General features: G+C 73.9%; 22 protein-coding genes. 16 read left to right on the forward strand and 6 right to left on the reverse strand.

Features of this window, described 5'->3' with window-relative positions:
• Positions 1-64 precede the first annotated feature (64 nt).
• A complete protein-coding gene (locus tag ACFWP3_RS33090) occupies positions 65-1,081 on the reverse strand; it encodes a hypothetical protein (protein WP_384228453.1) in 1,017 nt (338 codons plus the stop codon).
• An 85-nt stretch (positions 1,082-1,166) separates the two neighbouring features.
• Between ACFWP3_RS33090 and ACFWP3_RS33095 the strand changes: the two genes are divergently transcribed.
• The 3 genes from ACFWP3_RS33095 (at position 1,167) to ggt (ending at position 6,452) form a co-directional block, all read left to right on the forward strand.
• Entirely contained in the window at positions 1,167-3,650 is a 2,484-nt protein-coding gene (locus tag ACFWP3_RS33095; RefSeq protein WP_384228455.1) for a helicase-associated domain-containing protein, read from the forward strand.
• A 129-nt stretch (positions 3,651-3,779) separates the two neighbouring features.
• Complete coding sequence (locus tag ACFWP3_RS33100) at positions 3,780-4,370, forward strand: DUF4291 domain-containing protein (RefSeq protein ID WP_384228458.1); 591 nt, start codon at positions 3,780-3,782, stop codon at positions 4,368-4,370.
• A 285-nt stretch (positions 4,371-4,655) separates the two neighbouring features.
• Entirely contained in the window at positions 4,656-6,452 is a 1,797-nt protein-coding gene (gene ggt / locus ACFWP3_RS33105; RefSeq protein ID WP_384228461.1) for a gamma-glutamyltransferase, read from the forward strand.
• Positions 6,453-6,499: 47 nt separating this feature from the next.
• Here ggt and map read toward each other — a convergent pair whose 3' ends face one another.
• The gene (gene map / locus ACFWP3_RS33110; RefSeq protein WP_384228463.1) at positions 6,500-7,267 is read right to left on the reverse strand and encodes a type I methionyl aminopeptidase; all 768 of its coding nucleotides are present in this window, start codon (positions 7,265-7,267) and stop codon (positions 6,500-6,502) included.
• Positions 7,268-7,331: 64 nt separating this feature from the next.
• Between map and ACFWP3_RS33115 the strand changes: the two genes are divergently transcribed.
• The 8 genes from ACFWP3_RS33115 to ACFWP3_RS33150 all read left to right on the forward strand — a co-directional run bounded on the left by ACFWP3_RS33115 (position 7,332) and on the right by ACFWP3_RS33150 (position 14,652).
• Complete coding sequence (locus ACFWP3_RS33115; RefSeq protein WP_384228465.1) at positions 7,332-7,601, forward strand: helix-turn-helix domain-containing protein; 270 nt, start codon at positions 7,332-7,334, stop codon at positions 7,599-7,601.
• A gap of 84 nt (positions 7,602-7,685) precedes the next feature.
• The gene (locus ACFWP3_RS33120; protein ID WP_384228467.1) at positions 7,686-7,841 is read left to right on the forward strand and encodes a hypothetical protein; all 156 of its coding nucleotides are present in this window, start codon (positions 7,686-7,688) and stop codon (positions 7,839-7,841) included.
• 48 nt (positions 7,842-7,889) lie between these two features.
• On the forward strand, positions 7,890-8,270 hold the full coding sequence (locus ACFWP3_RS33125; protein WP_384228470.1) for a PPOX class F420-dependent oxidoreductase: 381 nt from the start codon (positions 7,890-7,892) through the stop codon (positions 8,268-8,270).
• Positions 8,271-8,315: 45 nt separating this feature from the next.
• Positions 8,316-9,917: a hypothetical protein gene (locus tag ACFWP3_RS33130; RefSeq protein ID WP_384228473.1), complete on the forward strand. Its 1,602-nt coding sequence runs from the start codon at positions 8,316-8,318 to the stop codon at positions 9,915-9,917.
• A gap of 167 nt (positions 9,918-10,084) precedes the next feature.
• A complete protein-coding gene (locus ACFWP3_RS33135) occupies positions 10,085-10,927 on the forward strand; it encodes a nitrilase-related carbon-nitrogen hydrolase (RefSeq protein WP_384228475.1) in 843 nt (280 codons plus the stop codon).
• 8 nt (positions 10,928-10,935) lie between these two features.
• Positions 10,936-12,219, forward strand: a complete 1,284-nt coding sequence (locus ACFWP3_RS33140) for an aspartate aminotransferase family protein (protein WP_384228526.1) — start codon at positions 10,936-10,938, stop codon at positions 12,217-12,219.
• Between the two features lie 10 nt (positions 12,220-12,229).
• The gene (hydA, locus tag ACFWP3_RS33145; RefSeq protein ID WP_384228477.1) at positions 12,230-13,630 is read left to right on the forward strand and encodes a dihydropyrimidinase; all 1,401 of its coding nucleotides are present in this window, start codon (positions 12,230-12,232) and stop codon (positions 13,628-13,630) included.
• A gap of 20 nt (positions 13,631-13,650) precedes the next feature.
• The gene (locus tag ACFWP3_RS33150) at positions 13,651-14,652 is read left to right on the forward strand and encodes a TIGR03842 family LLM class F420-dependent oxidoreductase (RefSeq protein ID WP_384228479.1); all 1,002 of its coding nucleotides are present in this window, start codon (positions 13,651-13,653) and stop codon (positions 14,650-14,652) included.
• Between the two features lie 29 nt (positions 14,653-14,681).
• On the opposite strand, the gene ACFWP3_RS33155 is transcribed toward ACFWP3_RS33150, so the two are convergent.
• Positions 14,682-16,091, reverse strand: a complete 1,410-nt coding sequence (locus ACFWP3_RS33155) for a serine/threonine-protein kinase (protein ID WP_384228528.1) — start codon at positions 16,089-16,091, stop codon at positions 14,682-14,684.
• 262 nt (positions 16,092-16,353) lie between these two features.
• On the opposite strand from ACFWP3_RS33155, the gene ACFWP3_RS33160 reads away from it, so the two are divergent.
• On the forward strand, positions 16,354-17,175 hold the full coding sequence (locus ACFWP3_RS33160) for an inositol monophosphatase family protein (RefSeq protein WP_384228481.1): 822 nt from the start codon (positions 16,354-16,356) through the stop codon (positions 17,173-17,175).
• Between the two features lie 204 nt (positions 17,176-17,379).
• Here ACFWP3_RS33160 and ACFWP3_RS33165 read toward each other — a convergent pair whose 3' ends face one another.
• Both ACFWP3_RS33165 and ACFWP3_RS33170 read right to left on the reverse strand, forming a co-directional pair.
• Positions 17,380-18,324 carry a zinc-binding dehydrogenase gene (locus ACFWP3_RS33165; protein WP_384228484.1) on the reverse strand — a complete coding sequence of 315 codons (945 nt, stop codon included), beginning with the start codon at positions 18,322-18,324 and terminating at the stop codon, positions 17,380-17,382.
• Positions 18,325-18,499: 175 nt separating this feature from the next.
• On the reverse strand, positions 18,500-19,777 hold the full coding sequence (locus ACFWP3_RS33170) for a M6 family metalloprotease domain-containing protein (protein WP_384228486.1): 1,278 nt from the start codon (positions 19,775-19,777) through the stop codon (positions 18,500-18,502).
• A 248-nt stretch (positions 19,778-20,025) separates the two neighbouring features.
• Here ACFWP3_RS33170 and ACFWP3_RS33175 point away from each other — a divergent pair, with 248 nt between their 5' ends.
• From ACFWP3_RS33175 to ACFWP3_RS33185, 3 genes are all read left to right on the forward strand, one after another.
• Entirely contained in the window at positions 20,026-20,844 is an 819-nt protein-coding gene (locus ACFWP3_RS33175) for a TetR/AcrR family transcriptional regulator (protein ID WP_384228489.1), read from the forward strand.
• 77 nt (positions 20,845-20,921) lie between these two features.
• Positions 20,922-22,463, forward strand: a complete 1,542-nt coding sequence (locus tag ACFWP3_RS33180) for an MFS transporter (RefSeq protein ID WP_384228490.1) — start codon at positions 20,922-20,924, stop codon at positions 22,461-22,463.
• 120 nt (positions 22,464-22,583) lie between these two features.
• Positions 22,584-23,408, forward strand: coding sequence for a dioxygenase (locus ACFWP3_RS33185; protein WP_384228493.1), 825 nt, complete (start codon positions 22,584-22,586; stop codon positions 23,406-23,408).
• Here the strand turns inward: ACFWP3_RS33185 and ACFWP3_RS33190 are convergent.
• Positions 23,405-23,923, reverse strand: a complete 519-nt coding sequence (locus ACFWP3_RS33190) for a Uma2 family endonuclease (RefSeq protein WP_384228530.1) — start codon at positions 23,921-23,923, stop codon at positions 23,405-23,407. The two genes, ACFWP3_RS33185 and ACFWP3_RS33190, sit on opposite strands and share 4 nt — an antisense overlap.
• 535 nt (positions 23,924-24,458) lie before the next feature.
• Between ACFWP3_RS33190 and ACFWP3_RS33195 the strand changes: the two genes are divergently transcribed.
• Positions 24,459-25,436 (forward strand): RNA polymerase sigma factor RpoD/SigA, encoded by a 978-nt coding sequence (locus tag ACFWP3_RS33195; protein WP_384228495.1) that lies wholly within the window; start codon positions 24,459-24,461, stop codon positions 25,434-25,436.
• The last annotated feature ends 39 nt before the right edge of the window (positions 25,437-25,475 follow it).

Raw genomic sequence — 25,475 nt, forward strand, 5'->3', positions numbered from 1 at the left:
AGAAGCCGGCGAGCACCGTGATGGCACATGTGGTGCGCCACCCGTAGGGCTGGATGGGCCAGGGCTACCGCCTGCGGGATCGCCAGATCAGGTACGCGATGGACGCAACGGCAGCCGTCCGCAGGAGCCACGGCCACATCCCGTGCAGGGCCCCGCTCAGCTGGTCCTCCGGCAGGGCTTCGCCCCAGCGCTCGTTCATCCGGCCCCACAGCCACACCACCGCCCCCGCGGCCACCACCCCCGGCGGCCCGAAGACGGCCCACTTCCGCTCGGCCGGGCCCAGCACCCGCGAGGCGTACGGGAGCAGCCAGCCCACGACGAGCAGCAGCCAGTAGCCGGTGACCACACCGGCCAGGAGGACGGCCGCGGCCAGCAGCAGGAAGGCGTTCGGCCGGGGACGGGGGCCGGCCCCGGCCTCGGCACCCGCGGCGGGAGCCGCCTCCGCCGCCTCCTTCTTCGCCCGCCGCCGCTCGCGCAGGAACCGTACGAAGCCCCGTACGCCCGACCCGCGCGCCCCGGCCTCGCCCCCGGCCCCCGGATCACCCGGCTCCGCAACGGCCCCCGGCTCCGGCTCCGGCTCCGCCTCGGGCTCCGGGAACTCGATGCCGCCCGCGAACCCGTCGACCTGCGGCCCCGCCCCGTACGCGCCCGGGCTGACCCGCCACCACTCGGGCTCCGACCCGCCCGAGGGGCCGAGTTCGTCGAGCCCGGCCAGGTGCGGCGGCACGTTCTGCGCCTGCGGCTGAGGCCGCGGATTCGGCTTCGGCTGCGGCCGCGACGGCGGTTTCCGGCCACGCGGCCCCCGCTGCGTCGGCACGGCCGGGGCGGGAGCGACCGGCGCGGCCCCCGTACCGGCGGTGCCGTGGCCGTCCAGGACCTCCTCCGGCGTGCCGAGCCGGTCCAGGATGCCGCGCACCGCGGCCGGGGTCTCCGGCTCGTACCGGGCGCGCCGACGGTCGATCTCGTCCCGCAGCCCCGCCACCAGCCGCATCCGGTCCCCGGAGGACAGCTGCCGCTGCTGCGCCAAGTCCCCGACGCGGCTCAGATATTCGTAGACCAACTGGTCGCTTTCGATCCCCACGCCCGGCTCCTCCCTTACAGCCTGTCCCGAAGGTAGCGCGTGCGCCCGTGGAGCGGCCGCACCCTCAGCGGATACCGTTGGCCGGATGGGGACCGGCCGACTGACCGGCCGACGCGACCAGGAGGCGACGACCGTGCCCGAGGCAAGCACCGCAGGGGGCGCCGCGACGGGCGCCCCGCGCTCCCTCGCCGAGGCGCTGCGCGCCCGCGACGACGCGGCGCTCGCCGCACTGCTGCACGCCCGCCCGGACCTGCTCAGCCCGGTGCCCGGCGACGTCACCCAGCTGGCCACCCGCGCCGGGACCCGCGCCTCGGTGGTGCGGGCGCTGGAGCGGCTGGACCGGTTCGCGCTGCAGACCGCCGAGGCCCTGGCCGTGGCCGCCGACCCGTGCCCCTACCCGGTGCTGGAATCGCTGCTGACCGGCCAGGAGGGCACCACCGGCCAGGACAACGGCGCCCGCGCCGCGCTCCCCGGCGCCCTGGCCACCCTGCGCGACCAGGCCCTGGTGTGGGGCGACGAGGACCGGCTGCGGCTGGTGCGCACCGCCCGCGAACTGCTCGCGCCCGCCGCCCAGCGGCCCTCGCCGACGGGTCTCGGCCCGACCGTCGCCGAGGCCACGTCCGGGATGTCGCCGACCCGGATCCAGGAGATCGTGGCGGCCCTCGGGCTGCCCGCCACCCACGATCCGGTGTCCGCGGTCTCGGCGCTGACCGGGCTGTTCACCGACCCGCTGCGGATGTCGGCGCTGCTGGACGAGGCCCCGGCGGAGGCGCACCAGGTGCTCGGACGGCTCGTCTGGGGGCCTCCGTACGGCGAGGTGACCCCCAATCCGACCGCGCCCGTGCGCTGGCTGCGCGACCGCGGACTGCTGCTGCCCGCCTCCGCGCGGACCGTGGTCCTGCCGCGCGAGGTGGCGCTGCACCTGCGCGGCGGCCTCGCGCACCGGGACACCGCGCCGACGGCTCCGCCGGTGCCCGCGCACCGCGAGCACCGTCCACAGCTTGTGGACGCGAACGCCGCCGGTCAGGCGCTGGCCGCGCTGTCCACCGTCGAGGAGCTGGTGAAGTCCTGGGAGCACGCCGGTCCGCTGGTGCTGCGCGCGGGCGGGCTCGCCGTACGGGACCTGAAGCGGGCCGCGGCCCTGCTGGACGCCACCGAGCCCGCGGCGGCGTTCTGGATCGAACTCGCCTACGCGGCCGGTCTGCTGGCCGGCGACGGGGAGGCCGACGAACGCTACGCGCCCACCCCCGCCTTCGACGACTGGTGCGAACTGCCGCCCCCCGAGCGCTGGTCGGTGCTCGCCGCCGCCTGGCTGCCGGCCACCCGGACCTCCGGCCTGGTCGGCGAGCAGGACGGCAAGGGCCGCACCCTGTCCACGCTCGGCCCCGACCTGGACCGCTCCGCCGCCCCCGAGGTGCGCCGCCGCGTCCTCGAACTGCTCGCCGCACTGCCCGAGGGCGGTTCACCGGCCCCCGAGGCCCTGCTGGACCGCCTCGCGTGGGAGCGTCCCGTACGCGGTACGAGCGACCTGCGCGCCCGCCTCGCGCACGGGACGCTGACCGAGGCCGAGGTGCTGGGCGTCACCGGCCGGGGCGCGCTCAGCGCGTTCGGCCGGGCCCTGCTGGAGCACCGCGACCCGGCGCCGCTGCTGGCCCCGCTGCTGCCCGAGCCGGTGGACCACGTCCTGCTCCAGGCCGACCTGACGGCGGTGGCCCCCGGCCCGCTGCGCCGCCCGCTCGGCGACACCCTGGCGGTGCTCGCGGACGTGGAGTCCAAGGGCGGGGCGACGGTGTACCGGTTCACGCCCGGCTCGGTGCGCCGGGCCCTGGACGCCGGGCACGCCGCCGCCGACCTGCACGCCTTCCTCAAGGAACACAGCCGCACCCCCGTCCCGCAGCCCCTGACCTACCTCATCGACGACGTGGCCCGGCGCCACGGCCACCTGCGGGTCGGCGCGGCGTCCTCGTACGTGCGCTGCGACGACGACGCGATGCTCGGCGAGATCCTGGCCGACAAGCGCTCGGCGGGGCTGGGCCTGCGCCGCCTCGCCCCCACGGTGCTGGCCGCGCAGGCCGAACCCACCACGCTGCTGGAGGGGTTGCGGTCGATGGGGTACGCGCCGGCCGCGGAGTCCCTGACCGGTGACGTGCTGGTGTCCCGGGCCGACGCCCGCCGCACCCCGGCGCGCTCGGCCCCCGTACCGGTGCCGGACGGGCCGCCGGTACCGGACGACACCCTGCTGGGGGCGGCGGTACGGGCGATCCGCGCGGGCGACGTGGCGGCGACGGCGGTGCGCAAGGAACCGGCCTCGGCGTCGGTCGTCGCCGGCGAACTCCCGCGCACGAGCGCGGCGGAGACCCTCGCGACGGTCCAGGCGGCCGCGCTGACGGGGTCGGCGGTGTGGATCGGCTACGTGAACGCGGAGGGCGCGGCAAGCCAGCGCGTCATCGCCCCGGTCCGCGTGGAGGGCGGCTTCGTCACCGGCTACGACCACACCTCGGACGAGGTCCGCACCTACGCCCTCCACCGCATCACGGGCGTAGCCGAACTGGCGGAAGATCAGGTGTAGCAAGCCCCGGCACATCCAGCCCCGCCGGCGTTTGAGGCGCGGGGGCCCGGGGGCAGCGCCCCCGCGACGGCGCCGCACCGGCCCCGAAAACCGTTGGCCCCCGGGCCCGCGCCCGGCCAGGCTGCTCCCATGAACACCGTCGCGCCGCGTGCGATCCGCGCGGCCCACACCGCCACCACGATCACCGTCTACCAGGCCTACGCCCCGGCCCTCGGCCTGCCCGCCGCCCGCGACGGCCGCTTCCCGCCCGCCTGGAAGCGGGAGCGGATGACGTGGATCAAGCCGTCGTTCCTGTGGATGATGTACCGCTGCGGCTGGGCCACGAAGGCCGATCAGGAGACGGTGCTGGCGATCGAGATCACCCGGTCCGGCTTCGACGAGGCGCTGCGCGGTGCCTGCCTGTCCCACTACGAGCCCGGCACGCACGCGGACCGCGCGACCTGGCAGCGGTCGCTGCGCGAGACCTCGGCCCGGGTCCAGTGGGACCCGGAGCGCGACCTGCACCTGAACCCGCTGCCCTACCGCTCGCTCCAGCTGGGCCTGTCCGGCCCCGCCTCCCGCGCCTACGCCGACGAGTGGACGGTCGCCGTCCGCGACGTCACCCCGCTGGCCCGGGAGATCCGCGCCCTGCTCCGCTCCGGCGAGGAGCCGGCGGCACGGGCCCTGCTGCCCGTGGAAACCCCGTACCCGGCGGGTCCGTTGCCCCACCTCGGCGCCTAGTGCTGTGACCGGAAAGGTTCACCGGGTCGCGACGCCCGGCACGGCACCTCGCCGCGTTGTCGGACCACGCAAGTACGTCCAGTACAAGCCGCGGCCCTCCGCCTTGCGATGCACCGCACCGGACGCCGCGACCCGGCAAACCTTCCCGGCCACAGCACTAGGGCATCCGGTCCCCGGCTTCACCGGCCGGTGCCCGCCGCCGCGCAGGGCCCGCCGCGGCCCGATGCCCTGACGGGGCGACAGCGCGGCCGATAGGCTCGGCGCACGCTGCCGATGGAGGTTCGGATGCACCGTCTCGCCGCCCGCCCGTTACCGCTCCTGGCCCTCGTAGCCGCACTCGTCTCCACCGGGGCGGCCGCCCCGCCGGGCACCGGCACCCCGCCCAAGGTGCCCGTGGCCGCCGGCTACGGCGGGGCCGTCGCCAGTGTCGACGCCGACGCCTCTGCGGCCGGGATCGCCGTGCTGCGCTCCGGCGGCAACGCCGTGGACGCGGCCGTCGCGACCGCCGCGGCGCTCGGGGTCACCGAGCCCTACTCGGCGGGCATCGGCGGAGGCGGCTACTTCGTCTACTACGACGCCGCGTCCCGCCGCGTGCACACCATCGACGGCCGCGAGACCGCGCCCGCCACGGCCACCGCCGAGCTGTTCCTGGAGAACGGTCAGCCGATCCCCTTCGCCGAGGGCCAGACCAGCGGCCGCGGGGTCGGTGTGCCCGGCACCCCGGCCACCTGGAAGAGCGCCCTCGACTCCTGGGGCACCCGCCCGCTGCGCCAACTGCTGAAGCCCGCCGAGAAACTGGCCCGCGACGGCTTCACGGTCGACGCCACCTTCCGCGCCCAGACCGAGGCCAACGAGGCCCGGTTCCGGGACTTCCCGGACACCCGGAAGCTGTTCCTGCCCGGCGGCGTCCTGCCGGTGGTCGGCTCCACCTTCAAGAACCCGGACCTGGCCGCCACCTACGCGGAACTCGCCCGCAAGGGCACCGGCGCGCTCTACCGGGGGCCGATCGCCGAGGACATCGTACGGACCGTCCGCAAGCCCCCGGTGGACCCCGCGGCCACCCGCAACGTCCGCTCCGGCGACCTGACCGCCGCGGACCTGCGTGCGTACGGAACCAAGCGGCAGGACCCGACCCGGGTGGGCTACCGGGGCCTGGACGTCTACAGCATGGCCCCCTCGTCCTCCGGCGGCACCACCGTCGGCGAGGCGCTCAACATCCTGGAGCGCACCGACCTCGCGCGGCTGTCCGAGGCCCAGTACCTGCACCGCTTCATCGAGGCCTCCCGGATCTCCTTCGCCGACCGGGGCCGCTGGGTCGGGGACCCGGCCGCCGAGGACGTGCCGACGAGGGAGCTGCTCTCGCAGCGGTTCGCGGACTCGCGCGCCTGCCTGATCAAGTCCGACCGGGCGCTGACCAGCCCGCTGGCCCCCGGGGACCCGCGCGATCCCGTGCCGTGCGCCACCACTGGGCAGGCGGCGCCGACCACGTACGAGGGGGAGAACACCACCCACCTGACGGTCGCCGACCGCTGGGGCAACGTGGTGTCCTACACCCTGACCATCGAGTCCACCGGCGGCAGCGCGATCACCGTCCCGGGCCGCGGCTTCCTGCTCAACAACGAACTGACCGACTTCTCCTTCGCCCCGGCCGCGCCCGGCGTCCCCGACCCGAACCTGCCCGGTCCCGGCAAGCGGCCGCGGTCCTCCATGTCGCCGACGATCGTGCTCGAACACGGCCGGCCGGTGCTCGCGCTGGGCTCCCCGGGCGGCGCCACCATCATCACCACCGTCCTGCAGACCCTGACCGGCCACCTGGACCGGGGCCTGCCGCTGGTCGACGCGATCGCCGCGCCCCGGGCCAGCCAGCGCAACCAGACCACCACCGAGCTGGAGCCGGGACTGTGGAACAGCCCGCTGCGCGCGGAGCTGGAAGCACTCGGCCAGGGCTTCCGGCAGAACCCGGAGATCGGGGCCGCGACCGGAGTGCAGCGGCTGCCGGACGGACGATGGCTGGCGGCGGCCGAGACGAGCCGCCGGGGCGGCGGCTCGGCGATGGTCGTCCACCCGCACGGCAAGCCGTAGCGGCGCGCTGTGCGGTAGGAGCGCCCCGGGCCGGTTCGAGGGCCCGCTCAGGGTGCGGTGAGGATCCTCGGTCCGCCGGCGGTGATCGCGACCGTGTGCTCCGCGTGCGCGGCGCGGCTGCCGTCGGCGGTGCGCAGGGTCCAGCCGTCCCCGTCGCACGTGTAGTCGTCGGTACCGCCCGCGGTCAGCATCGGCTCGATCGCGAGGACCATGCCGGGGCGCAGTTTCATCCCGCGTCCCGGCGGGCCCTCGTTGGGCACGCCCGGGTCCTCGTGCATGCGGCGGCCCACGCCGTGGCCGCCGAAGCCGTCCGGGATGCCGTAGCCGGCGGCGCGGCAGACCGTGCCCACCGCGTGGGCGATGTCGCCGATCCGGTTGCCGGGCACGGCCGCCGCGATGCCCGCGGCGAGCGCCGCCTCGGCCGTCTCGATGAGCCGCAGGTCGGCGGGGCGGGGCCGGCCCACGGTGAAGGTGACCGCCGCGTCGCCGACCCAGCCGCCGAGCCGGGCCCCGCAGTCGATGCTGACCAGGTCGCCGTCGCGCAGCCGGTAGGAGCCGGGGATGCCGTGCACGATGGCGTCGTTGACCGAGGCGCAGATCACGGCGGGGAAGGGCACCGGAGCGAACTTCGGCCGGTAGCCGAGGAAGGGGGAGGCCGCGCCCGCCTCCCGGAGTACGCCGCGGGCCACCTCGTCCAGGTCCCGCAGGGAGAGTCCGACCCGCGCGGTCTCCCGTACGGCCGCGAGGGCATGGGCGACGACGCGGCCGGCGGCACGCATCTCGTCGATCGACTTGTCCGTCTTGAGTTCCACCATGCCAATAACTATACCGGTATAACTGTAACGGGATACTTATTGGCGGGCGGGGTAGGATGAAGGCATGGTCCGCACCCCCCTGACCCCCGAAGAGCGCGAGCGCGGCGAGCGCCTGGGCGCACTGCTGCGCGAGGCGCGCGGCACGCGCAGCATGGTCGAGATCGCGGCCGGAGCCGGGCTCTCGGCCGAAACCCTCCGCAAGATCGAGACCGGCCGCGCGCCGACCCCCGCCTTCTTCACGGTGGCGGCCCTCGCCGAGGTGCTCGGGCTCTCCCTCGACGAGGTGCTGCGCCGCTGCGCGCCGGTGCCCGCGGCCGTGGCCGTACCGGCCTGAGAACACCCGCCTGAAGGGAGTGTCCCGAGGCCGAACGGCCCAATCGGCGGTGGGGCCGCCGGGGCGCGGGGCAAGCGTGAGGGCGTGTCAGCCACGAACGCATCCAAACGACTCGGTTTCGGACTCCTCGGCGCGCTCCTCGCGGGGGGCCTGCTGATGGCGGCCTGCGCCGCGCCCGACGGCCGGGACGGCCGGGCCTCGCCGTCGGCCAAGCCGGGCGCGAGCGCGCGCGGCCGGTAGCCGGTGGGCGGTGGGCGGCCGCGGGTGGGGACCGCCTAGGGTTCCGGCATGGATCTCGCAGAGCTGGGCAAGGCGCGCTACGTCAGTCTCACCACCTTCCGGAAGGACGGCACGCCCGTGGCGACGCCGGTGTGGGCGGTGGCCGACGGCGCGGAGCTGTACGTGTGGACGCGCAGCGAGTCGTGGAAGGTCAAGCGGATCCGCAACGACGGGCGCGTCACCGTCACCCCGTGCGACGTGCGCGGACGCGTGGCGGAAGGGGCGCCCGTGCGGGAGGGCGAGGCCAGGCTGCTCGACGAGGCGGGCCTGAAGCGGGTGCGCGGGCTCATGATGCGCAAGTACACCTGGCAGTTCTGGACGGTGGATGTTCCGGCGATGCTGGCGCGGCGGGGGCGCCGGCCGCACACCGCGATCGCCGTCAAGCTTTGAGGTGCCCGTAGCCCGCCCGTAACACGGATGGGATCCAATGCGGTCATGGAGACCGCGACTTCGCTGGAGATCGGTCAATTCGCCGAGTACCTACGGGGGTTGACCCAGAGGCTGGATCCCGGGGCAGGCTGGTACGGGGAGTTCCTGCGCCGGGATCCGGACGGCGTGCGGGCCTGTCTCGACGGGGCCGCGATACCCCCGTGGGACGTGGTCGAGTCGCTCCTGCGGGATCTGGCGGCGGCGCGGGGCGAGGAGCTCGCGGCACGGGAGAGCGCGTACGCGGCCCGGCTGCGGGCCTCGGCGGTCGCCGCGTGGGACGGGCTGCCGGGGGGCGCGGAGCGGCTGCGGACCGAGCACGCGGCGGCGCTCGCCCAGCGGGCCGCGGCGCAGGCGGCCGTGCGGAACCTGACCGCCCGGCTCGGCGCGGCCGCCGGCCCGGTGGAGGCGGACGCACTCGCCCGGGAGCTCTCCTGGACCCACGACGACGCGGCCCGCGCCACGGCCCGCCACACGGACCTCGCGACACGCCTGGCAGCCCACGCCCACGCCCCCACCCCGGCCCCGACGAGCTCCCCCCTCCCCGGAGTCCCCCGCCAGCGCACCACACCCCCCGAACCCCACCCCTGGCCCACCACCGAGGCTCAGCAGCACCCCGCCCCGCCGCAGCCACCGCCCCACCGCGCCTCCGCCTGGCCGCACGCCGAAGCCCCGGTGTCCGCGTCCGCGGAGGCCCCGGTCTGGCCGCCCGCCGAGGCTCCGGGGTCCGGGCAGGCCCGGGCCGCGACCGCCCTCGCTCCTGAGCCGCTCGCCTGGCCGCACGCCGAAGCTCCGGTGTCCGATGGGGGCGAGGCCGTGCGCGGGGCTGCCGGGCAGGGGCCCGGGGGGCGGTGGCTGCGGGGGCGGCGGGCCGGGGGTGCGCGGTACGCGGGGACGCCGGGCTCCGGGGCGCAGGGCTTCGCGCCGCCGCCCGGGCAGCCCGTCGGCGGCGGGCAGGACGGGGCGGCGGACCACGCCGTGCCCGCGCCGCGCGGGGCCCGGTTCGGGCGGGGAGTGGCGGAGCCCGAGGCATCAGCCCCGCCCGGTGCGGCCCCGGCCGCCGACTCGCCGGCGGCTCCGCCCCCGGCGGGAGACGCGCGGGCCGTCGTCGGGGAGTTGACCGCGCTGCGCGCGCAGGGCCGCGGCGGCGAGGCCCACGCGCTGCTCTGCGAGATCGCCGCCTGGCCCGCGGACCGGCTGCCCGGCCTCGCCGACCAGCTGGCCCGCGCCGGGCTCGCGGCCGACTGGGCCACCCTGCTCTGGGAGGCGGCCTCGCTGCCGCCCGAGCGGCTCGCCGCGGCCGCCGCCGCCCTCGGCGAGTCCGGCCGCGAGGCCGACTGCGACCGCCTGCTGCGCCAGGGCGTGGCCCGCCCCACCGCTGAGATCGCCGACGCGGCGCTCGCCCTCGGCGCCTCCGGCCGGACCCGCGAGGCCGACACGCTGCTCGGCGCCTTCGTCCGGGTCCGCACCGCGGAGGAGGCGGCCGCCCTGGCCCGCCGGGACCCGCAGTGGTTCGCCCCGCGGCTGCTCCGGGCCGCCGCTGAGACCTCCGCGACCCATCGCCGGGACCTGGTCCACGCCCTCCGCGTGGCCGGCATCGCCACGGCGTAAACCGCCCGCCGCCTGACCGCAAACGACCGCGGGGCGACGTAACTTGATCGACTACTCCAACCGGGCAACGCGGTCTTGCCCCGCGCTGTGACGAGGCCTACGTTCTACTCCCTACGGACACCGTCTACGTGCGTAGAACCCGGCGTTCCCGTCGCGAGGAGCAGCTCATGGCCCAAGTCGTCCGCGCCGCGCTGGTCCAGGCCACCTGGACCGGAGACACCGAATCGATGATCGCCAAACACGAGGAGCACGCCCGGCGGGCGGCTGCCCAGGGAGCGAAGATCATCGGTTTCCAGGAGGTGTTCAACGCCCCCTACTTCTGCCAGGTCCAGGAGCCCGAGCACTACCGCTGGGCCGAGGCCGTCCCGGACGGCCCGACCGTCCGCCGTATGCAGGACCTCGCCCGTGAGACCGGCATGGTCATCGTCGTCCCGGTCTTCGAGCTGGAGAGCGCCGGCTTCTACTACAACACCGCCGCCGTCATCGACGCCGACGGCAGCTACCTCGGCAAGTACCGCAAACACCACATCCCGCAGGTCAAGGGCTTCTGGGAGAAGTACTACTTCCGCCCGGGCAACCTCGGCTGGCCGGTCTTCGACACCGCCGTCGGCAAGGTCGGGGTGTACATCTGCTACGACCGGCACTTCCCGGAGGGCTGGCGCCAGCTGGGCCTGGCCGGAGCCCAGCTGGTCTACAACCCGTCCGCCACCCACCGCGGCCTGTCCGCCTACCTGTGGCAGCTGGAGCAGCCCGCCGCGGCCGTCGCCAACGAGTACTTCATCGCCGCGATCAACCGCGTCGGCCAGGAGGAGTACGGCGACAACGACTTCTACGGCACCAGCTACTTCGTGGACCCCAGAGGCCGGTTCGTCGGAGAGGTCGCCAGCGACAAGGAGGAGGAACTCCTCGTCCGCGACCTCGACCTCGACCTGATCAAGGAGGTCCGCGACCAGTGGGCCTTCTACCGCGACCGCCGCCCCGACGCCTACGGAGGGCTCGTACAGCCGTGACCAACCCGATGCCCCTGCACAGCCGCCACGCCGCCGTCCTGCCCGACTGGCTCGCGCTCTACTACGACCGCCCCGTCGAACTCACCCACGGCGAGGGCCGCCACGTCTGGGACGCCGACGGCAACCGCTACCTCGACTTCTTCGGCGGCATCCTCACCACGATGACCGCCCACGCGCTGCCCGAGGTGACCAAGGCCGTCTCCGAACAGGCCGGCCGGATCATCCACTCGTCCACCCTGTACCTGAACCGCCCGATGATCGAGCTGGCCGAACGGGTCGCCGCCCTCTCCGGCATCCCCGACGCCCGGGTCTTCTTCACCACCTCGGGCACCGAGGCCAACGACACCGCGCTGCTGCTCGCGACGACGTACCGCCGCTCCAACCAGATCCTGGCGATGCGCAACAGCTACCACGGCCGGTCCTTCTCCACCGTCTCGATCACCGGCAACCGGGGCTGGTCCCCGACCAGCCTCTCGCCGCTCCAGACGTACTACGTCCACGGCGCCGTCCGCACCCGAGGCCCCTTCGCGCACCTCGACGACACCGCCTTCACCGCCGCGGCCGTCGCCGACCTCGAGGACGTCCTCGGCCAGGCCCGCGGGGGAGTGGCCGCGCTCATCGCCGAGCCGATCCAGGGCGTCGGCGGGTTCACCTCCCCGCCCGACGGCCTGTACGGGGCCTTCCGCGAGGTCCTGGACCGGCACGGCATCCTGTGGATCAGCGACGAGGTGCAGACCGGCTGGGGCCGCACCGGCGAGCACTTCTGGGGCTGGCAGGCCCACGCCCAGAACGGCCCGCCGGACATCCTCACCTTCGCCAAGGGCATCGGCAACGGCATGTCGGTGGGCGGGGTCGTGGCCCGGGCCGAGGTGATGAACTGCCTCGACTCCAACTCCATCTCCACCTTCGGCGGTTCCCCGGTCACCATGGCGGCCGGCCTCGCCAACCTCACGTACCTGCTGGAGCACGACCTCCAGGGCAACGCCCGCCGCGTCGGCGGCCTCCTCCTGGAGCGGCTGCGCGCCGTCGCCGCCCACGTGCCCGCCGTACGGGAAGTCCGCGGCCGGGGCCTGATGGCCGGACTGGAACTGACCAGGCCCGGCACCGACCAGGCCGACCCGGACGCGGCCGCCGCCGTCCTGGAGGCCGCCCGCGCGGGCGGCCTGCTGATCGGCAAGGGCGGCGGCCACAACACCAGCGTGCTGCGCATCGCGCCGCCGCTCTCCCTCACCGTCGCCGAGGCGGAAGAGGGCGCCGAGATCCTCGAACAGGCTTTGCGCACCATCCAGTAGGGGGACGTACATGAGCATCCGCACCCTGATCAGCGGCGGCCTGGTCGTCACCGCCGCCGACGAACTGCACGCGGACGTCCTGATCGAGGACGGCCGGGTGGCGGCCCTCGCCGCGCACGGCTCGGCGGCCGCCGCGGCCTGGACGGCCGACCGTACGATCGACGCGAGCGGGAAGTACGTGATCCCGGGCGGGGTCGACGCGCACACCCACATGGAGCTCCCCTTCGGCGGCACCTCGGCCTCGGACACCTTCGAGACCGGGACCCGGGCCGCCGCCTGGGGCGGCACCACCACCATCGTCGACTTCGCCGTGCAGAGCGTGGGCCACGCCCTGCGCGAGGGCCTCGACACCTGGTACGCCAAGGCCGACGGCAACTGCGCCATCGACTACGCCTTCCACATGATCCTCTCGGACGTCAACGAGGGCACCCTCAAGGAGATGGACCTGCTGGTCGGGGAGGGGGTCACCTCCTTCAAGCTGTTCATGGCCTACCCGGGCGTCTTCTACAGCGACGACGGGCAGATCCTGCGGGCCATGCAGCGGGCCTCCGGCAACGGCGGGCTGATCATGATGCACGCCGAGAACGGCATCGCCATCGACGTCCTCGTCGAACAGGCCCTGGCCCGCGGCGAGACCGACCCCCGCCACCACGGCGAGGTCCGCAAGGTGCTCCTCGAGGCCGAGGCCACCCACCGGGCCATCCAGCTCGCCCGGGTCGCGGGCTCCCCGCTGTACGTGGTCCACGTCTCCGCGGAGGAGGCGGTCGCCGAGCTGGCCGCGGCCCGCGACAAGGGCCTGCCCGTCTTCGGGGAGACCTGCCCGCAGTACCTCTTCCTGTCCACCGACAACCTCGCCGAGCCCGACTTCCAGGGCGCCAAGTACGTCTGCTCCACCCCGCTGAGGCCGCGCGAGCACCAGGCGGCGCTGTGGCGGGGGCTGCGGACCAACGACCTCCAGGTGGTCTCCACCGACCACTGCCCCTTCTGCTTCCGGGGCCAGAAGGAGCTCGGCCGCGGGGACTTCTCCAAGATCCCCAACGGGCTGCCGGGGGTGGAGAACCGGATGGACCTGCTCCACCAGGCCGTCCTGGACGGGCACATCAGCCGCCGCCGCTGGATCGAGATCGCCTGCGCGACCCCGGCCCGGATGTTCGGCCTGTACCCGCAGAAGGGCACCATCGCGCCGGGCTCAGACGCCGACATCGTCCTCTACGATCCGCACGCCGAGCAGGTCATCTCCGCCGAGACCCACCACATGAACGTGGACTACTCGGCGTACGAGGGCAGGCGGATCACCGGACGCGTCGACACCGTGCTCTCGCGCGGCGAACTCGTCATCGACCGGCGCGAGTACGCCGGCCGGCCCGGACACGGCGTCTTCATCCCCCGCTCCACCTGCCAGTACCTGTAAGCCCGTAAGGAGCCGCCCGTATGGACTTCGGCCTCGTCCTGCAAACCGACCCGCCCGCCTCACAGGTCGTCAGCCTCATGCGCCGTGCCGAGCGCAACGGCTTCCGCTACGGCTGGACCTTCGACTCCGCCGTGCTGTGGCAGGAGCCGTTCGTCATCTACAGCCAGATCCTGGAGCACACCCAGGAGCTGCACGTCGGCCCGATGGTCACCAACCCGGGCACCCGCACCTGGGAGGTCACAGCCTCCACCTTCGCCACGCTCAACGACATGTACGGCAACCGCACCGTGTGCGGGATCGGCCGCGGGGACTCGGCGATGCGGGTCGCCGGGCGCGCGCCCAACACCCTGGCCCGGCTCGGCGAGGCCATCGACGTGATCCGCGACCTCGCCGAGGGCCGCGAGGCGCGGGTGGACGGCAACCCGCTGCGGATCCCGTGGATCAAGGACGGGAAACTGCCCGTCTGGATGGCCGCGTACGGGCCGAAGGCGCTGGCCCTGGCCGGGCAGAAGGCCGACGGGTTCATCCTCCAGCTCGCCGACCCCTACCTCACCGAGTGGATGGTCAAGTCGGTCCGCCAGGCCGCCGTGGAGGCCGGCCGGGACCCGGCGGAGATCACGATCTGCGTGGCGGCCCCGGCGTACGTGGGCGACGACCTCGCCCACGCCCGCGACCAGTGCCGGTGGTTCGGCGGGATGGTCGGCAACCACGTCGCCGACCTGGTCTCCCGCTACGGGGAGCACTCCTCGATGGTTCCGGAGGAGCTGACCGAGTACATCAAGTCCCGCCACGGCTACGACTACAGCCACCACGGGCGCGCCGGGAACCCGTCGGCGGACTTCGTGCCCGACGAGATCGTCGACCGCTTCTGCCTGCTGGGCCCGGCCGAGGCCCACGTCGAGAAGCTGCGGGCGCTGCGCGACCTCGGCGTCGACCAGTTCGCCGTCTACGACATGCACGACGCGAAGGAGGCCGTGATCGACGCGTACGGGGAGCACGTGATCCCGGCGGTCAACGGCTGACGGCTGGGACCGGCCGGGATCAGCCGGGATCAGCCGGTGCAGGTGATGGAGAAGGGGACCGGGTTGGAGATGGTGCGGGTGGGGCTCTGGAGTTCCACCGCCATCCCGGTGGTCAGGGTGCCGGCCTTCGCGTACGTCGTCAGCCGCACGGTGTCGTGCCCGGTGGGGTCGGCCTTGTCCCCGATGGACATGGTGCGCCAGTGCGGATCCACCACCGAGCCGTCGCCGGACACCCAGCGGTAGGAGATCAGGGTGGGCTCGGAGGCGGTGAAGGTCGCGGTGAACGCGGGGGCCTTGCTCTCGGGGGTCGGGCAGCTGCCGGTGTAGGTGGTGTTCTCGCCCGCCACGGACATCCGTACCCCGCCCGAACCCGCGCCGGAGTCCTCGTCGTTGCCGGCCAGGGAGTAGGCGACCCCGGCGGCGACCAGCAGGCAGACGGCGGCGCCGGCCGCGGCGAAGGCCGCCGTACGGCGCTTGCGGGGCGGGGCCGCGGGAGTCGTGAGCTCGGGCTCCGCGGGCGGGGCGGTCGCCGTCGCCGTGTGCTGCGCCGTCGTGGCGGCGGGCGTCGCGGTGGGGGCCGGTTCCGGAGCGGGAGCGGGCGCGGGTACGGGCGCGGGTACGGGCGCGGCGGCCGTGGCGGGCTCCGCGGGCGTCGGCAGGACGCGGGCGGCGGTCGTCGTGGCGTCCGGTTCGTGGGCGATGCCCCGCAGGGCCGCCGCGGCTTCGGCGGCCGGGGTCCGCTCGGCCGGCTCCTTGCGGAGCAGCCCGGCGATGACCGGGGCCAGCGAGCCGGCCCGGGTCGGCACCGGCGGTTCCTCGTCCACGACGGCCCGCAGGGTGCCCAGCGCGGTGTCCTGCCGGAACGGGGAGATCCCCTCCACGGCCGCGTACAGCAGCACCCCGAGGGACCACAGGTCCGACTCGGGGCCCGAGGGGCGGCCCAGGGCCCGCTCCGGCGGCAGGTACTCGGGGGAGCCGACCACCTCGCCGGTCATGGTCAGCGCGGTGCTGCCCTCGACCACCGCGATGCCGAAGTCGCTGAGCACCACCCGTCCGTCCTCGGCGAGCAGCACGTTCGCCGGCTTCACGTCGCGGTGCTCGACCCCGACGGCGTGTGCGGCGCGCAACGCCCTCAGCACCTCGGCGCCGATGTGCGCGGCGCGGCGCGGGGTGAGGGGCGCCTCGGCGAGCAGCAGATCGGCCAGCGACTGCCCGCGGACCAGTTCCATGACGATCCAGGGCCGGTCGTGCTCCATGACCACGTCGTGGACCGTCACCACGTTGCGGTCGGGTATCCGGGCCGCCGCCCAGGCCTCTCGCTCCAGCCTGCTGTACATCCGCGCGATGTCGCCGGCCCGCAGGTGGGCCGGGGCCCGGACCTCCTTGACGGCGACCTCGCGGTGCAGCGTCTCGTCGCGGGCCCGCCACACGGTGCCCATACCGCCCTCGCCGAGCCGGGACAACAGCCGGTAGCGGCCCGCGATCAGCCGTACCAGTCCGACTCCCCGGTCTTCGTCCCCCGCCCGGCCGACCCCCGCAACCCGTCCCCCGTCGGCTGACACCCGTACCCGGCCGCCCACCGGGAAGCACGCGCTTCCGGTGGGCGGATCCGAGGCGGTTCACCCCGGGTACACCCGGGGTCCAGCCGTCCGTCGGGGATTGTCGGTGGGGTTTGCCGTCGAGGCGTGATGTGATGGGCGCATGATCGATGAGTTCCTTACCCATGGCCTGTCCGACGTGGAAGAGGCCGTCCGCAAGGCGGCGGCGATCGAGATCATGCCGAGGTTCCGGCAGCTCGCCGACCACGAGGTCGACGAGAAGAGCGGACCGCACGACCTGGTGACGGTGGCCGACCGCAAGGCCGAGGAGCACCTCACGGCCGCGCTCCAGCGGCTGCTCCCCGGCTCGGCCGTGGTGGGCGAGGAGGCCGTGCACGCCGACCCGACCGTGTACGGGGCGCTGCGCGCCGACGCCCCGGTGTGGATCGTCGACCCGGTCGACGGCACCCGGCAGTTCGTCTCCGGTGACCCGGCCTTCTGCACCCTGGTCGCGCTGGCGCACCGCGGGGAGATCCTCGCCTCCTGGACCTTCGCCCCGGCCCTGGAAGAGCTGGCCACCGCCGTGCGCGGGCAGGGCGCCCACGTCAACGGGGACCCGATCCGCAGCGGCTCGCCCGAGCCGGGCGCGGAGCTGCGGATCGCGATGGCGCACCCCCTGTACACCTCCGAGGAGGACAAGCGCACCCTGGGCCGGCTGGACGTGCCCGGCGTGGCGGCCAGGCCCTGCGGATCGGCCGGCCTGGAGTACCTGAAGGTCGCGCGCGGTGAAATGGACGGCCTGGCCTTCACCTGGCCCTCGGCCTGGGACCACGCGGCCGGCCTGCTGCTGGTCGCCGAGGCCGGCGGGTCGCAGAGCACCGTCGACGGGGTCCCCTTCCGGGTGGACCGGGACAACGCGCTCCCGTTCGCCGTCGGACGCGACGAGGCCACCACCGTCCGCATCCGGGACCTGCTGCGGGGCTAGTGCTGTGACCGGGAAGGTTCACCGGGTCGCGACGCTCCCCCAGCTACCGCTGGGAGGTGCCCCCAGGCACGGCACCTCGCCGCGTTGTCGGACCACGCAAGTACGTCCAGTACAAGCCGCGGTCCTCCGCCTTGCGATGCACCGCACCGGACGCCGCGACCCGGCAGACCTTCCCGGCCACAGCACTAGGGGGTGCCGGGCCGGTCAGGCCGGGGCGGGGAACAGGACCAGCGGCTTGATCATGCCGGGCTCGCCGGCCGCGAGGCGCCGGTGGGCCTCCTCGACGCGGGCGAAGGGGAACTCGTGCGTGGTGATCCCCACCGGGTCCACCTCCCCGTCCCCGATCAGCCGCAGCATCCGCCCCAGCCGGTGCCCGCCGCGCCCCGCCGCCGGCCGGCACTGCGCGAAGGCGACCCGCCCGCCGCGCCCGATGCCCCGGTAGGCGGCCGTCCGGGCCCCGGCCGCGCCGGTGGCCACGATCGCGGTGTCCACGCCCGCGCCGCCGGTCAGCTCCAGGATCCGCTCTGCGGAGTCCTCGTAGGCCGGGTCCACCACCACGTCCGCCCCGAAGCGCAGCGCGAGGCGCTGCCGCTTGATCTCCGGTTCCACCGCGATGACCCGCGCGGCCCCGAGCCGCCGGCCCGCGACCGCGGCGCTCAGGCCGACCGCGCCCTGGCCGAAGACGGCGACCGTGCCGCCGGCCGGCAGCGCCGCGCCCTCGGCGGTGGCGAAGCCGGTGGCCAGCGCCCCGGCCGCGTAGAGGGCCTGGTGGTCGGTGATCGTGTCCGGCAGGGCGGTCAGCCCGGCGCCGACGGCTGGTACGCGGAAGTACTCGGCGAGCGGCCCGTGCCCCTCGGCGGCGACCCGCCGGCCCACGAGCCCGTCCGCGACGCCGTTCCCGACGGCGGCCACCACGCCGACCGCCTCGTGTCCGAGCAGGCGGGAAGCACCGGCACCACCGGAAGCACCGGAAGCCCTGGAAGCACCGGCACCACCCGCACCACCGGCCGCACCGGCCGCGGTGTGTCCGTCCCAGGCGCACAGCAGCGCCGCCGTGGACCGTACGAGGACCTCCCCGGGCCGCGGCCGCGGCACCGGACGGTCGGCCACGGCGGGCTCGCCGGCCGGGGGCAGCACGAAGGCCTTCACCGCGGCTCCCTCCCTCGCGTTCCCTCACCTCACGCCTACGCCTTCCGCCCTCCACCCTCCCTTCCCGGACGCCGGGGCGAGGGGGCCGGAGGTCGGTACCTGCCGGGCCGAGGGTCCGCAGTTCTCCCCGCGAACGTCTCCCGCGCGCCTCTCCCGCGCACGTCTCCCGCGAGCGTCAGGGCCGGATGATCCGCACCTGGTAGCTGCCGTTGCGCAGTTCGCCCACCACCGAGACGCTGATGCCCGCCTTCTCGTCGGTGAAGGTCTCGCCCGGCCGGAACGGCGCGTCCGACAGCTCCGCGTGCACATTGGGCCGCCGGGTGCAGCCGCCGCTCTGGCCCGCGCTGTCCGACACCGTCACCGGACCCTGCCCGGTGTCCACGTCGGAGTCCACCTTGTAGATGAGGACGCCGGGCTTGCAGACGGCCTCGTCGTTCCCAGCCTGTGTGCGGACCTCCACCGCGTACCCGGCGCTCTCCGACAGCGGCACGAAGGCCAGCTTCGTCCCGCCCGCGACCGCCAGCGGCGACAGGACGTGGTCGCTGGCGCCGGACTTCGACGCGCAGCTGATCTGCGTGCTGTCCAGCCAGCCCAGCTTCCACTTGTGCCAGCCCAGCAGGTCGTTGTTGGAGCCCCAGTCCTCGCTCATGATGTCCCAGTGCCCGACGGTGCCCCCGCCGTCGGAGGTGTACAGGTCGGGCAGCCCGAAGACGTGCCCGTTCTCGTGCGGCAGGACCCGGTAGCCGGTCTCCCGGTAGGTCCCGGAGCCGTCGTCCTGCCGGCTGTAGACGAAGGACGTGTTGGCGAGCGGCACCCCGTCGGCGACCGGCGCCTCGCCGTTGCCCGAGAAGGTCACCGACAGGACGGTGTCCAGGGCGGACGGCCCGGCGTTCGGGGTGACCAGGATGTTGACCAGGTCGTACTTGGCGAAGTCCACCTCGGAGTCGGCGGCCTTCGCGATGTGCTCGACGAGCTGCCGGTAGCCCGGTTCGTAGGCGGACCCGCGCTCGATCCCGTACGCCGCGAAGGGCATCGGCATCCGCAGCCACGTCCTTATCGGAGCCTCGGCCCGGTAGCTGAGCCGGCCGTAGGAGCTGGTCCGGAACCAGTTGGAGGTCTGGGGGAAGAACTCCGCCATCCGGTCCAGGGCCGTGCCCTCGCCCTTGGCGTCGGGGAAGTCGATCATCAGGTTGAGCGCCTTGACCTCGCCGGTCGAGCGCGCGTACCCGGGCGGCGTCGGCAGGCCCTCGGACATCTGCACGCCCATCGTGCCGGCGATCCGGCAGGGCGCGAGCGCCGATTCGACCGTCGTGGCCACGGGCCCGGCCGCCGACTGGCCGCCGCCGGATATCCCCGTGCTCGCCGTCGCGGTGACGCCGAGGGCCAGCGCGGTCAGGCCGATGAACGCGCTGGTGCGGTGGGATCTGCGTATCCGCTGGCGGGTCTGCGGCATGGAGATCGCCTTCGGGTCCGCGGCAGCCGGCCCTGTCCGGACTGCGCTCTGTTCGTCACCCTCCGACGCCTGCGCCGCGCCCGCGCGCCGAAGGAGGCCGAACGTGAATCGACATGTGACTCAGGTCACACGGAGGAATGAAATAACCGGGGATCGGATCCCCGTTTGTACGTGAGTCCCTCGAAGTGGGGACCGGCTCCCCGTTTGGAGGGTGTGCCGTACGTCTTACCGCGCCAGGGAGGCCCGGAATGAAGCGCCCCAGCACCACCGCCCCGGCGGCCCCGCCCGCCCGGGGAGTGACCGTGGACCTGGCGGCGCCCAAGGCCGATGCCGGCGCCGGGATCGGCATCGGCATCGGCATCGGCATCGGCGCGAGCATGTGCGCCGGCACCGGCGCGGGGGCCTGCGCCGAAGCCCCGGCCCACGGGTCCAAGGGCTCCGGCCCCGTCCCGCGTCCGCGCGCCGACGCCGTCCGCAACCGTGAGCGGATCCTCGCGGCCGCCCGCGAGGCCTTCGTCGAGTTCGGCTCCACGGCCGCCTTCGACGAGGTCGCCCGCCGGGCCGGCATCGGCAACGCCACCCTGTACCGGCACTTCCCCGACCGCCCCACCCTCGTCCACCACGTCGTGCTCTACGTGATGGGCCGGGTCGGCGCGCAGGCCGAGGCCGCGCTCGCCGAAGAGTCCGACGCCTTCGCCGCGCTGTGCCGGTTCACGCACGCCGCCGCCGACGAGCGGATCGGCGCCCTGTGCACCATGCTCGGCGGCGACTTCGACCGTGAGCACCCCGAACTCCTCGCGGCCCGCAGCTCCTTGGAGGTCTGCGTCGAGACCCTGCTGACCACCGGCCAGGAGGCCGGACTGGTCCGCACGGACATCGGCGTCGGCGACCTGATGGTCGCCCTCTCCCAGCTCAGCCGCCCCCTCCCCGGCATCGCCTGCCTCGACGCGGACCAGTTCGTCCACCGTCATCTCCAGCTCTTCCTCGACGGGTTGCGGTCTCCGGCCCGCTCCGAGCTGCCCGGTTCGGCCGCCACCTTCGAAGACCTGAGGCAGAAAACCATGTGACAGACCCAGAGCGTCCTCATTAGCCTTTTCCGGTCTATTCAGTCATTCCGCACAGCACAGTGAAATTGGGTACTCCCATGCCAAAAACAGCCGCGACACCGCCGCTGGCGGCCGCCGATCCCAGCCGCTGGAAGGCGCTCGTCTTCATAGCCCTGGCGCAGCTGATGGTCGTCCTCGACGCGACGATCGTGAACATCGCCCTCCCCTCCGCCCAGACCGACCTCGGCATCTCCGACGGCAACCGCCAGTGGGTCATCACCGCGTACGCGCTGGCCTTCGGCGGACTGCTCCTCTTCGGCGGCCGCATCGCCGACAAGTGGGGCCGCAAGAACGCCTTCGTCGTCGGCCTCATCGGCTTCGCCCTGGCCTCCGCGCTGGGCGGCGCCGCGAACGGCGAGGCCATGATGCTGGGCGCCCGCGCCCTCCAGGGTGCCTTCGGCGCGCTCCTCGCCCCGGCGGCCCTCTCCCTGCTCGCGGTGATGTTCACCGACGCCAAGGAGCGCGCCAAGGCCTTCGGCATCTACGGTGCCATCGCGGGCGGCGGCGGCGCCGTCGGCCTGATCCTCGGCGGCGTCCTCACCGAGTACCTCAACTGGCGCTGGACCTTCTTCGTCAACATCCCCTTCGCGATCATCGCGGCCGTGGGTGCCTGGATGGTCATCCGCGAGGCCGCCGGTTCCCGCAACCGCGCCCCGCTCGACATCCCCGGCGTGGTGCTGTCCACCCTCGGTCTCGTCTCCCTGGTGTACGGCTTCACCCGCGCCGAGTCGGCCGGCTGGTCGGACGCCGTGACCGTGGGCATGTTCATCGCCTCGGCGGTGCTGCTGGCGGCGTTCGTCTTCGTCGAGTCCAAGGTGAAGTCCCCGCTGCTGCCGCTGCGCGTCCTGCTGGAGCGCAACCGCGGCGGTGTCTACCTCTCGCTCGGTCTGGCCGTCATCTCCATGTTCGGCCTGTTCCTCTTCCTCACCTACTACCTCCAGGTCGTGAAGGGCTACTCGCCCGTCATGACCGGCTTCGCCTTCCTGCCGATGATCGCGGGCATGATCACGGGCTCCACGCAGATCGGCGCCCGGCTGATGACCCGGGTCGCGCCGCGCCTGCTGATGGGCCCGGGCTTCCTGCTCGCCGCCACCGGCATGCTGCTGCTGACCCAGCTCGAGGTCGGGTCCTCGTACCCGGCGCTGATCCTGCCGGCGCAGCTGCTGCTGGGCCTCGGCATGGGCACGGCGTTCATGCCGGCCATGTCCCTGGCCACGCACGGGGTGAACCCGGCCGACGCCGGTGTCGCCTCGGCCATGGTCAACACCTCGCAGCAGGTCGGCGGCGCCATCGGCACCGCGCTGCTGAACACCATCGCCGCCTCGGCGACCACCGCGTACCTGACCGACCACGCGGCCGAGGCCGCGGCGGGCGGTGCGGCGGCCAAGCTGGTCCAGGCCCAGGCCATGGTCGAGGGGTACTCCTCCGCGATCTGGTGGGCGGTCGGCATCCTGGTCGCCAGCGCGGCCATCGCGCTGACCTTCATCACGACCGGCCGTCCCGGCGCGGGCGGCCCGGTGGCCTCCGGCTCCGGATCCGCCGAGGACAGCGAGTTCAAGGTCCCGGTGATCGCCCACTGACGGGGGCGGCGACGGGAGCGCCCGTCAGGGAATGACTGAACACCCCGCTTGGTTCAAATTTGAACCAAGCGGGGTTAGTCTTTTCGGGCAGCCCTGCACCGACGACGGAGGAGCGCCCCCATGACCCCGGCCCCCGCATCCCCGGCCCCCGCGGGCGCGACCCCGCACGGGACCCGCATGCCGGCTCTCTACCTCAGCCACGGGGCACCGCCGCTCGCGGACGACCCGGTCTGGCCGGGCGAGCTCGCCGCCTGGTCCGCGGCCCTGCCCCGCCCCACCGCGGTCCTGATGGTCTCGGCCCACTGGGAGGAGGCCCCGCTCGCCCTCGGCGCCACCCGCACCGTCCCGCTCGTCTACGACTTCTGGGGCTTCCCCGAGCACTACTACCAGGTCCGCTACGAGGCCCCGGGCGCTCCCGGGCTCGCCGAATCCGTCCGCAAGCTGCTCCGGGCCGCCGGCACCCCGGTCCAGGACATACCGGAGCGCGGGCTGGACCACGGCGCGTACGTCCCGCTGGTGGAGATGTTCCCGGAGGCCGACATACCGGTCCTACAGATCTCCCTGCCGACGCTCGACCCGCGCCGCCTGATGGACATCGGCCGCAAGCTGGCGCCCCTGCGCGACGAGGGGGTCCTGATCGTCGGCAGCGGCTTCTTCACCCACAACCTCGCCGCCCTGCGCCACACCGGCCCCGGCGTGCCGGCCTGGTCGGCCGAGTTCGACGCGTGGGGCCACGAGGCCCTCGCCGCCGGCGACCTGGACTCCCTGCTCGACTTCGAGGCCAAGTCCCCCTCGGGCCGCCTGGCTCACCCCCGCACGGAACACTTCGCCCCGCTCTTCGTCACCCTCGGCGCGGCGGAGGCCTCCGGCGACCTCACCACCCGCCGCGACACGGTGGACGGCTTCTGGATGGGCCTGTCGAAGCGCTCGGTCCAGTTCGGCTAGTCCCCGCCCCGCAGCGCCCCGGTGATTGCCTGTCCGATCACGAACCCCTTGCCGGGCCCCTCGGGGATGATCACCTCGGTCCCGTAGGGCATCCGCACCTCGGAGGCGTACCGGGCCTCACTCGGCACGGGACCCGCCAGCACGCTGACCGTGCCGTGGCCGTCGTAGTCGTCGATGATCACGTACACGGGGATCCCCGCCCGTGCGTACGCCCGCCGCTTGCGTTCGCGGTCGCGCTCGAGGAACTCCTTGCCGGGCGACACCACTTCCGCGATCAACTCGACCGCGGAGGCGTCGATCCCGAGGCCGTCCTCGGTGACGTGCTGCTCGGCGTCCTCCAGGGCGATGAACAGGTCCGGGATCCAGACCTTGCGCTTGTGAACCACGATCATGTCCTGGCGGGCGCGGCAGTCGCCCTGGGCGAGAAAGACGACCAGCTCGTCCCGTAGGCGATTGGCGATCCGACCGTGTGAGTAGCGACCCGTGGGTGACACCTCGATGAACCCCTCGACGATCCTCTGACGCTAGGGAGGTGATGTCCCATGCCGTAGGCATATGCCCCTACCTCACCCGGAAGAGTGGCGCCCGGCCCGCGTCACGTGAGCCGGTATAGGTCCGAAATGGGCTGGTTGTCGTGTATCCAGCGATTCGATCGCCCGTGCAGGCAACCAGAAGGCGCTGCGGGCCGTCTTCACGGTGGGAGTGCAGCCTTGGGCGGCGCTGTCCCGGAGTGAAGACGGCCGTGCCGAATGTGACGGCGGTCTCGCCGGCGTCGTGGCCGCACGACTCCGCGGGGCCGGTCGGGCCGGCCTCCGTTCCGGGTCTGACCTGCACCTCTTCGGGTCCTTGCGACGCCCTGCCCCGTCTCGTGGCGGGGCAGGATACTGCAAGATCTCGAAAAAGAGGGAGCAACGTGGGAATTCTGTCTCGATTCCAGTCGTTGTTTCCTTCGGAAGCGGGCACTCGGGAGAGTGTCCGGGGACGTACCACCCCGCCAGGGTGGCCGTCCGGCAGCCGCACCGCGACCGAACTCATCGCAAGGGAGCACGCATGGCAACCCGCGCCGTCGCCCGTCGTCAGTCCACGAGCAGCGCACGCGCTGTGGGCGGGGAGATCGCAGACCGCGACCTGGTCGGCATGTACCTGGACGAGATCGCGCGCACCCCGCTGCTCGACGCGGCCAAGGAAGTGGAGCTCTCCCAGATCATCGAGGCGGGCGTCTACGCCCAGCAGATCCTCGACGGCGTCATAGAGCGCGAGGGCACGACGCCCTCCCGCGAGGAGCTCGAGGCGCTGGCCGCCGAGGGCGAGCGCGCCAAGGAAGTCTTCATCCGCTCCAACCTGCGCCTCGTCGTGGCCGTGGCCCGGCGCTATCCGCGCAGCGGCCTGCCGCGCCTCGACCTCATCCAGGAGGGCAACGCCGGCCTGGTCCGCGCGGTCGAGAAGTTCGACTACGCCAAGGGCTTCAAGTTCTCCACGTACGCCACGTGGTGGATCCGCCAGGCCATCACCCGCTCCATCGCCGACCAGTCCCGCACCATCCGCCTCCCCGTCCACCTGGTCGAGGAGCTCGGCCGGATCCGCCGGGTCCAGCGCGAGTTCAACCGCGAGAACGGCCGGGACCCGGAGCACGCCGAGATCGCCGCCGAGCTGGACTCGACGGAGAAGCGCGTGGGCGACGTACTGGACTGGGCGCGCGACCCGGTCAGCCTGAACATGTCGGTGGACGACGACGGCGACACGCAGTTCGGCGACCTCCTGGAAGACACCTCCGCGATCTCCCCGGAGCAGTCCGTCCTGTCCCTCCTGCGCAGCGAGGAGCTGGAGGACCTGCTCGGCAAGCTGGACCAGCGCACCGCGTCGATCATCAAGATGCGGTACGGAATCGACGACGGCCGCGAGCGCACCCTGACCGAGGTCGGCAAGCAGCACGGCCTGACCCGCGAGCGGATCCGCCAGATCGAGAAGCACGCCCTGCTCGAACTGAAGCGCATGGCCCGCGACACCGGCTTCGACGCCGTGGCCTAACCCGCCCCCCAAACGAGCCCCGGCACCTACCCCCCCAGG

This window comes from Streptomyces sp. NPDC058525 (genome assembly GCF_042719495.1).
In the GTDB taxonomy this organism is placed as follows: domain Bacteria; phylum Actinomycetota; class Actinomycetes; order Streptomycetales; family Streptomycetaceae; genus Streptomyces.

Coding starts and splice junctions, on each gene's coding strand:
- ACFWP3_RS33095 (WP_384228455.1), top strand. CDS start 1,167: ATGGGGACCGGCCGACTGACCGGCCGACGCGACCAGGAGGCGACGACC.
- ACFWP3_RS33100 (WP_384228458.1), top strand. CDS start 3,780: ATGAACACCGTCGCGCCGCGTGCGATCCGCGCGGCCCACACCGCCACC.
- ggt (WP_384228461.1), top strand. CDS start 4,656: ATGCACCGTCTCGCCGCCCGCCCGTTACCGCTCCTGGCCCTCGTAGCC.
- map (WP_384228463.1), bottom strand. CDS start 7,267: ATGGTGGAACTCAAGACGGACAAGTCGATCGACGAGATGCGTGCCGCC.
- ACFWP3_RS33115 (WP_384228465.1), top strand. CDS start 7,332: ATGGTCCGCACCCCCCTGACCCCCGAAGAGCGCGAGCGCGGCGAGCGC.
- ACFWP3_RS33125 (WP_384228470.1), top strand. CDS start 7,890: ATGGATCTCGCAGAGCTGGGCAAGGCGCGCTACGTCAGTCTCACCACC.
- ACFWP3_RS33130 (WP_384228473.1), top strand. CDS start 8,316: ATGGAGACCGCGACTTCGCTGGAGATCGGTCAATTCGCCGAGTACCTA.
- ACFWP3_RS33135 (WP_384228475.1), top strand. CDS start 10,085: ATGGCCCAAGTCGTCCGCGCCGCGCTGGTCCAGGCCACCTGGACCGGA.
- ACFWP3_RS33140 (WP_384228526.1), top strand. CDS start 10,936: ATGCCCCTGCACAGCCGCCACGCCGCCGTCCTGCCCGACTGGCTCGCG.
- hydA (WP_384228477.1), top strand. CDS start 12,230: ATGAGCATCCGCACCCTGATCAGCGGCGGCCTGGTCGTCACCGCCGCC.
- ACFWP3_RS33150 (WP_384228479.1), top strand. CDS start 13,651: ATGGACTTCGGCCTCGTCCTGCAAACCGACCCGCCCGCCTCACAGGTC.
- ACFWP3_RS33155 (WP_384228528.1), bottom strand. CDS start 16,091: ATGGGCACCGTGTGGCGGGCCCGCGACGAGACGCTGCACCGCGAGGTC.
- ACFWP3_RS33160 (WP_384228481.1), top strand. CDS start 16,354: ATGATCGATGAGTTCCTTACCCATGGCCTGTCCGACGTGGAAGAGGCC.
- ACFWP3_RS33170 (WP_384228486.1), bottom strand. CDS start 19,777: ATGCCGCAGACCCGCCAGCGGATACGCAGATCCCACCGCACCAGCGCG.
- ACFWP3_RS33175 (WP_384228489.1), top strand. CDS start 20,026: ATGAAGCGCCCCAGCACCACCGCCCCGGCGGCCCCGCCCGCCCGGGGA.
- ACFWP3_RS33180 (WP_384228490.1), top strand. CDS start 20,922: ATGCCAAAAACAGCCGCGACACCGCCGCTGGCGGCCGCCGATCCCAGC.
- ACFWP3_RS33185 (WP_384228493.1), top strand. CDS start 22,584: ATGACCCCGGCCCCCGCATCCCCGGCCCCCGCGGGCGCGACCCCGCAC.
- ACFWP3_RS33195 (WP_384228495.1), top strand. CDS start 24,459: ATGGCAACCCGCGCCGTCGCCCGTCGTCAGTCCACGAGCAGCGCACGC.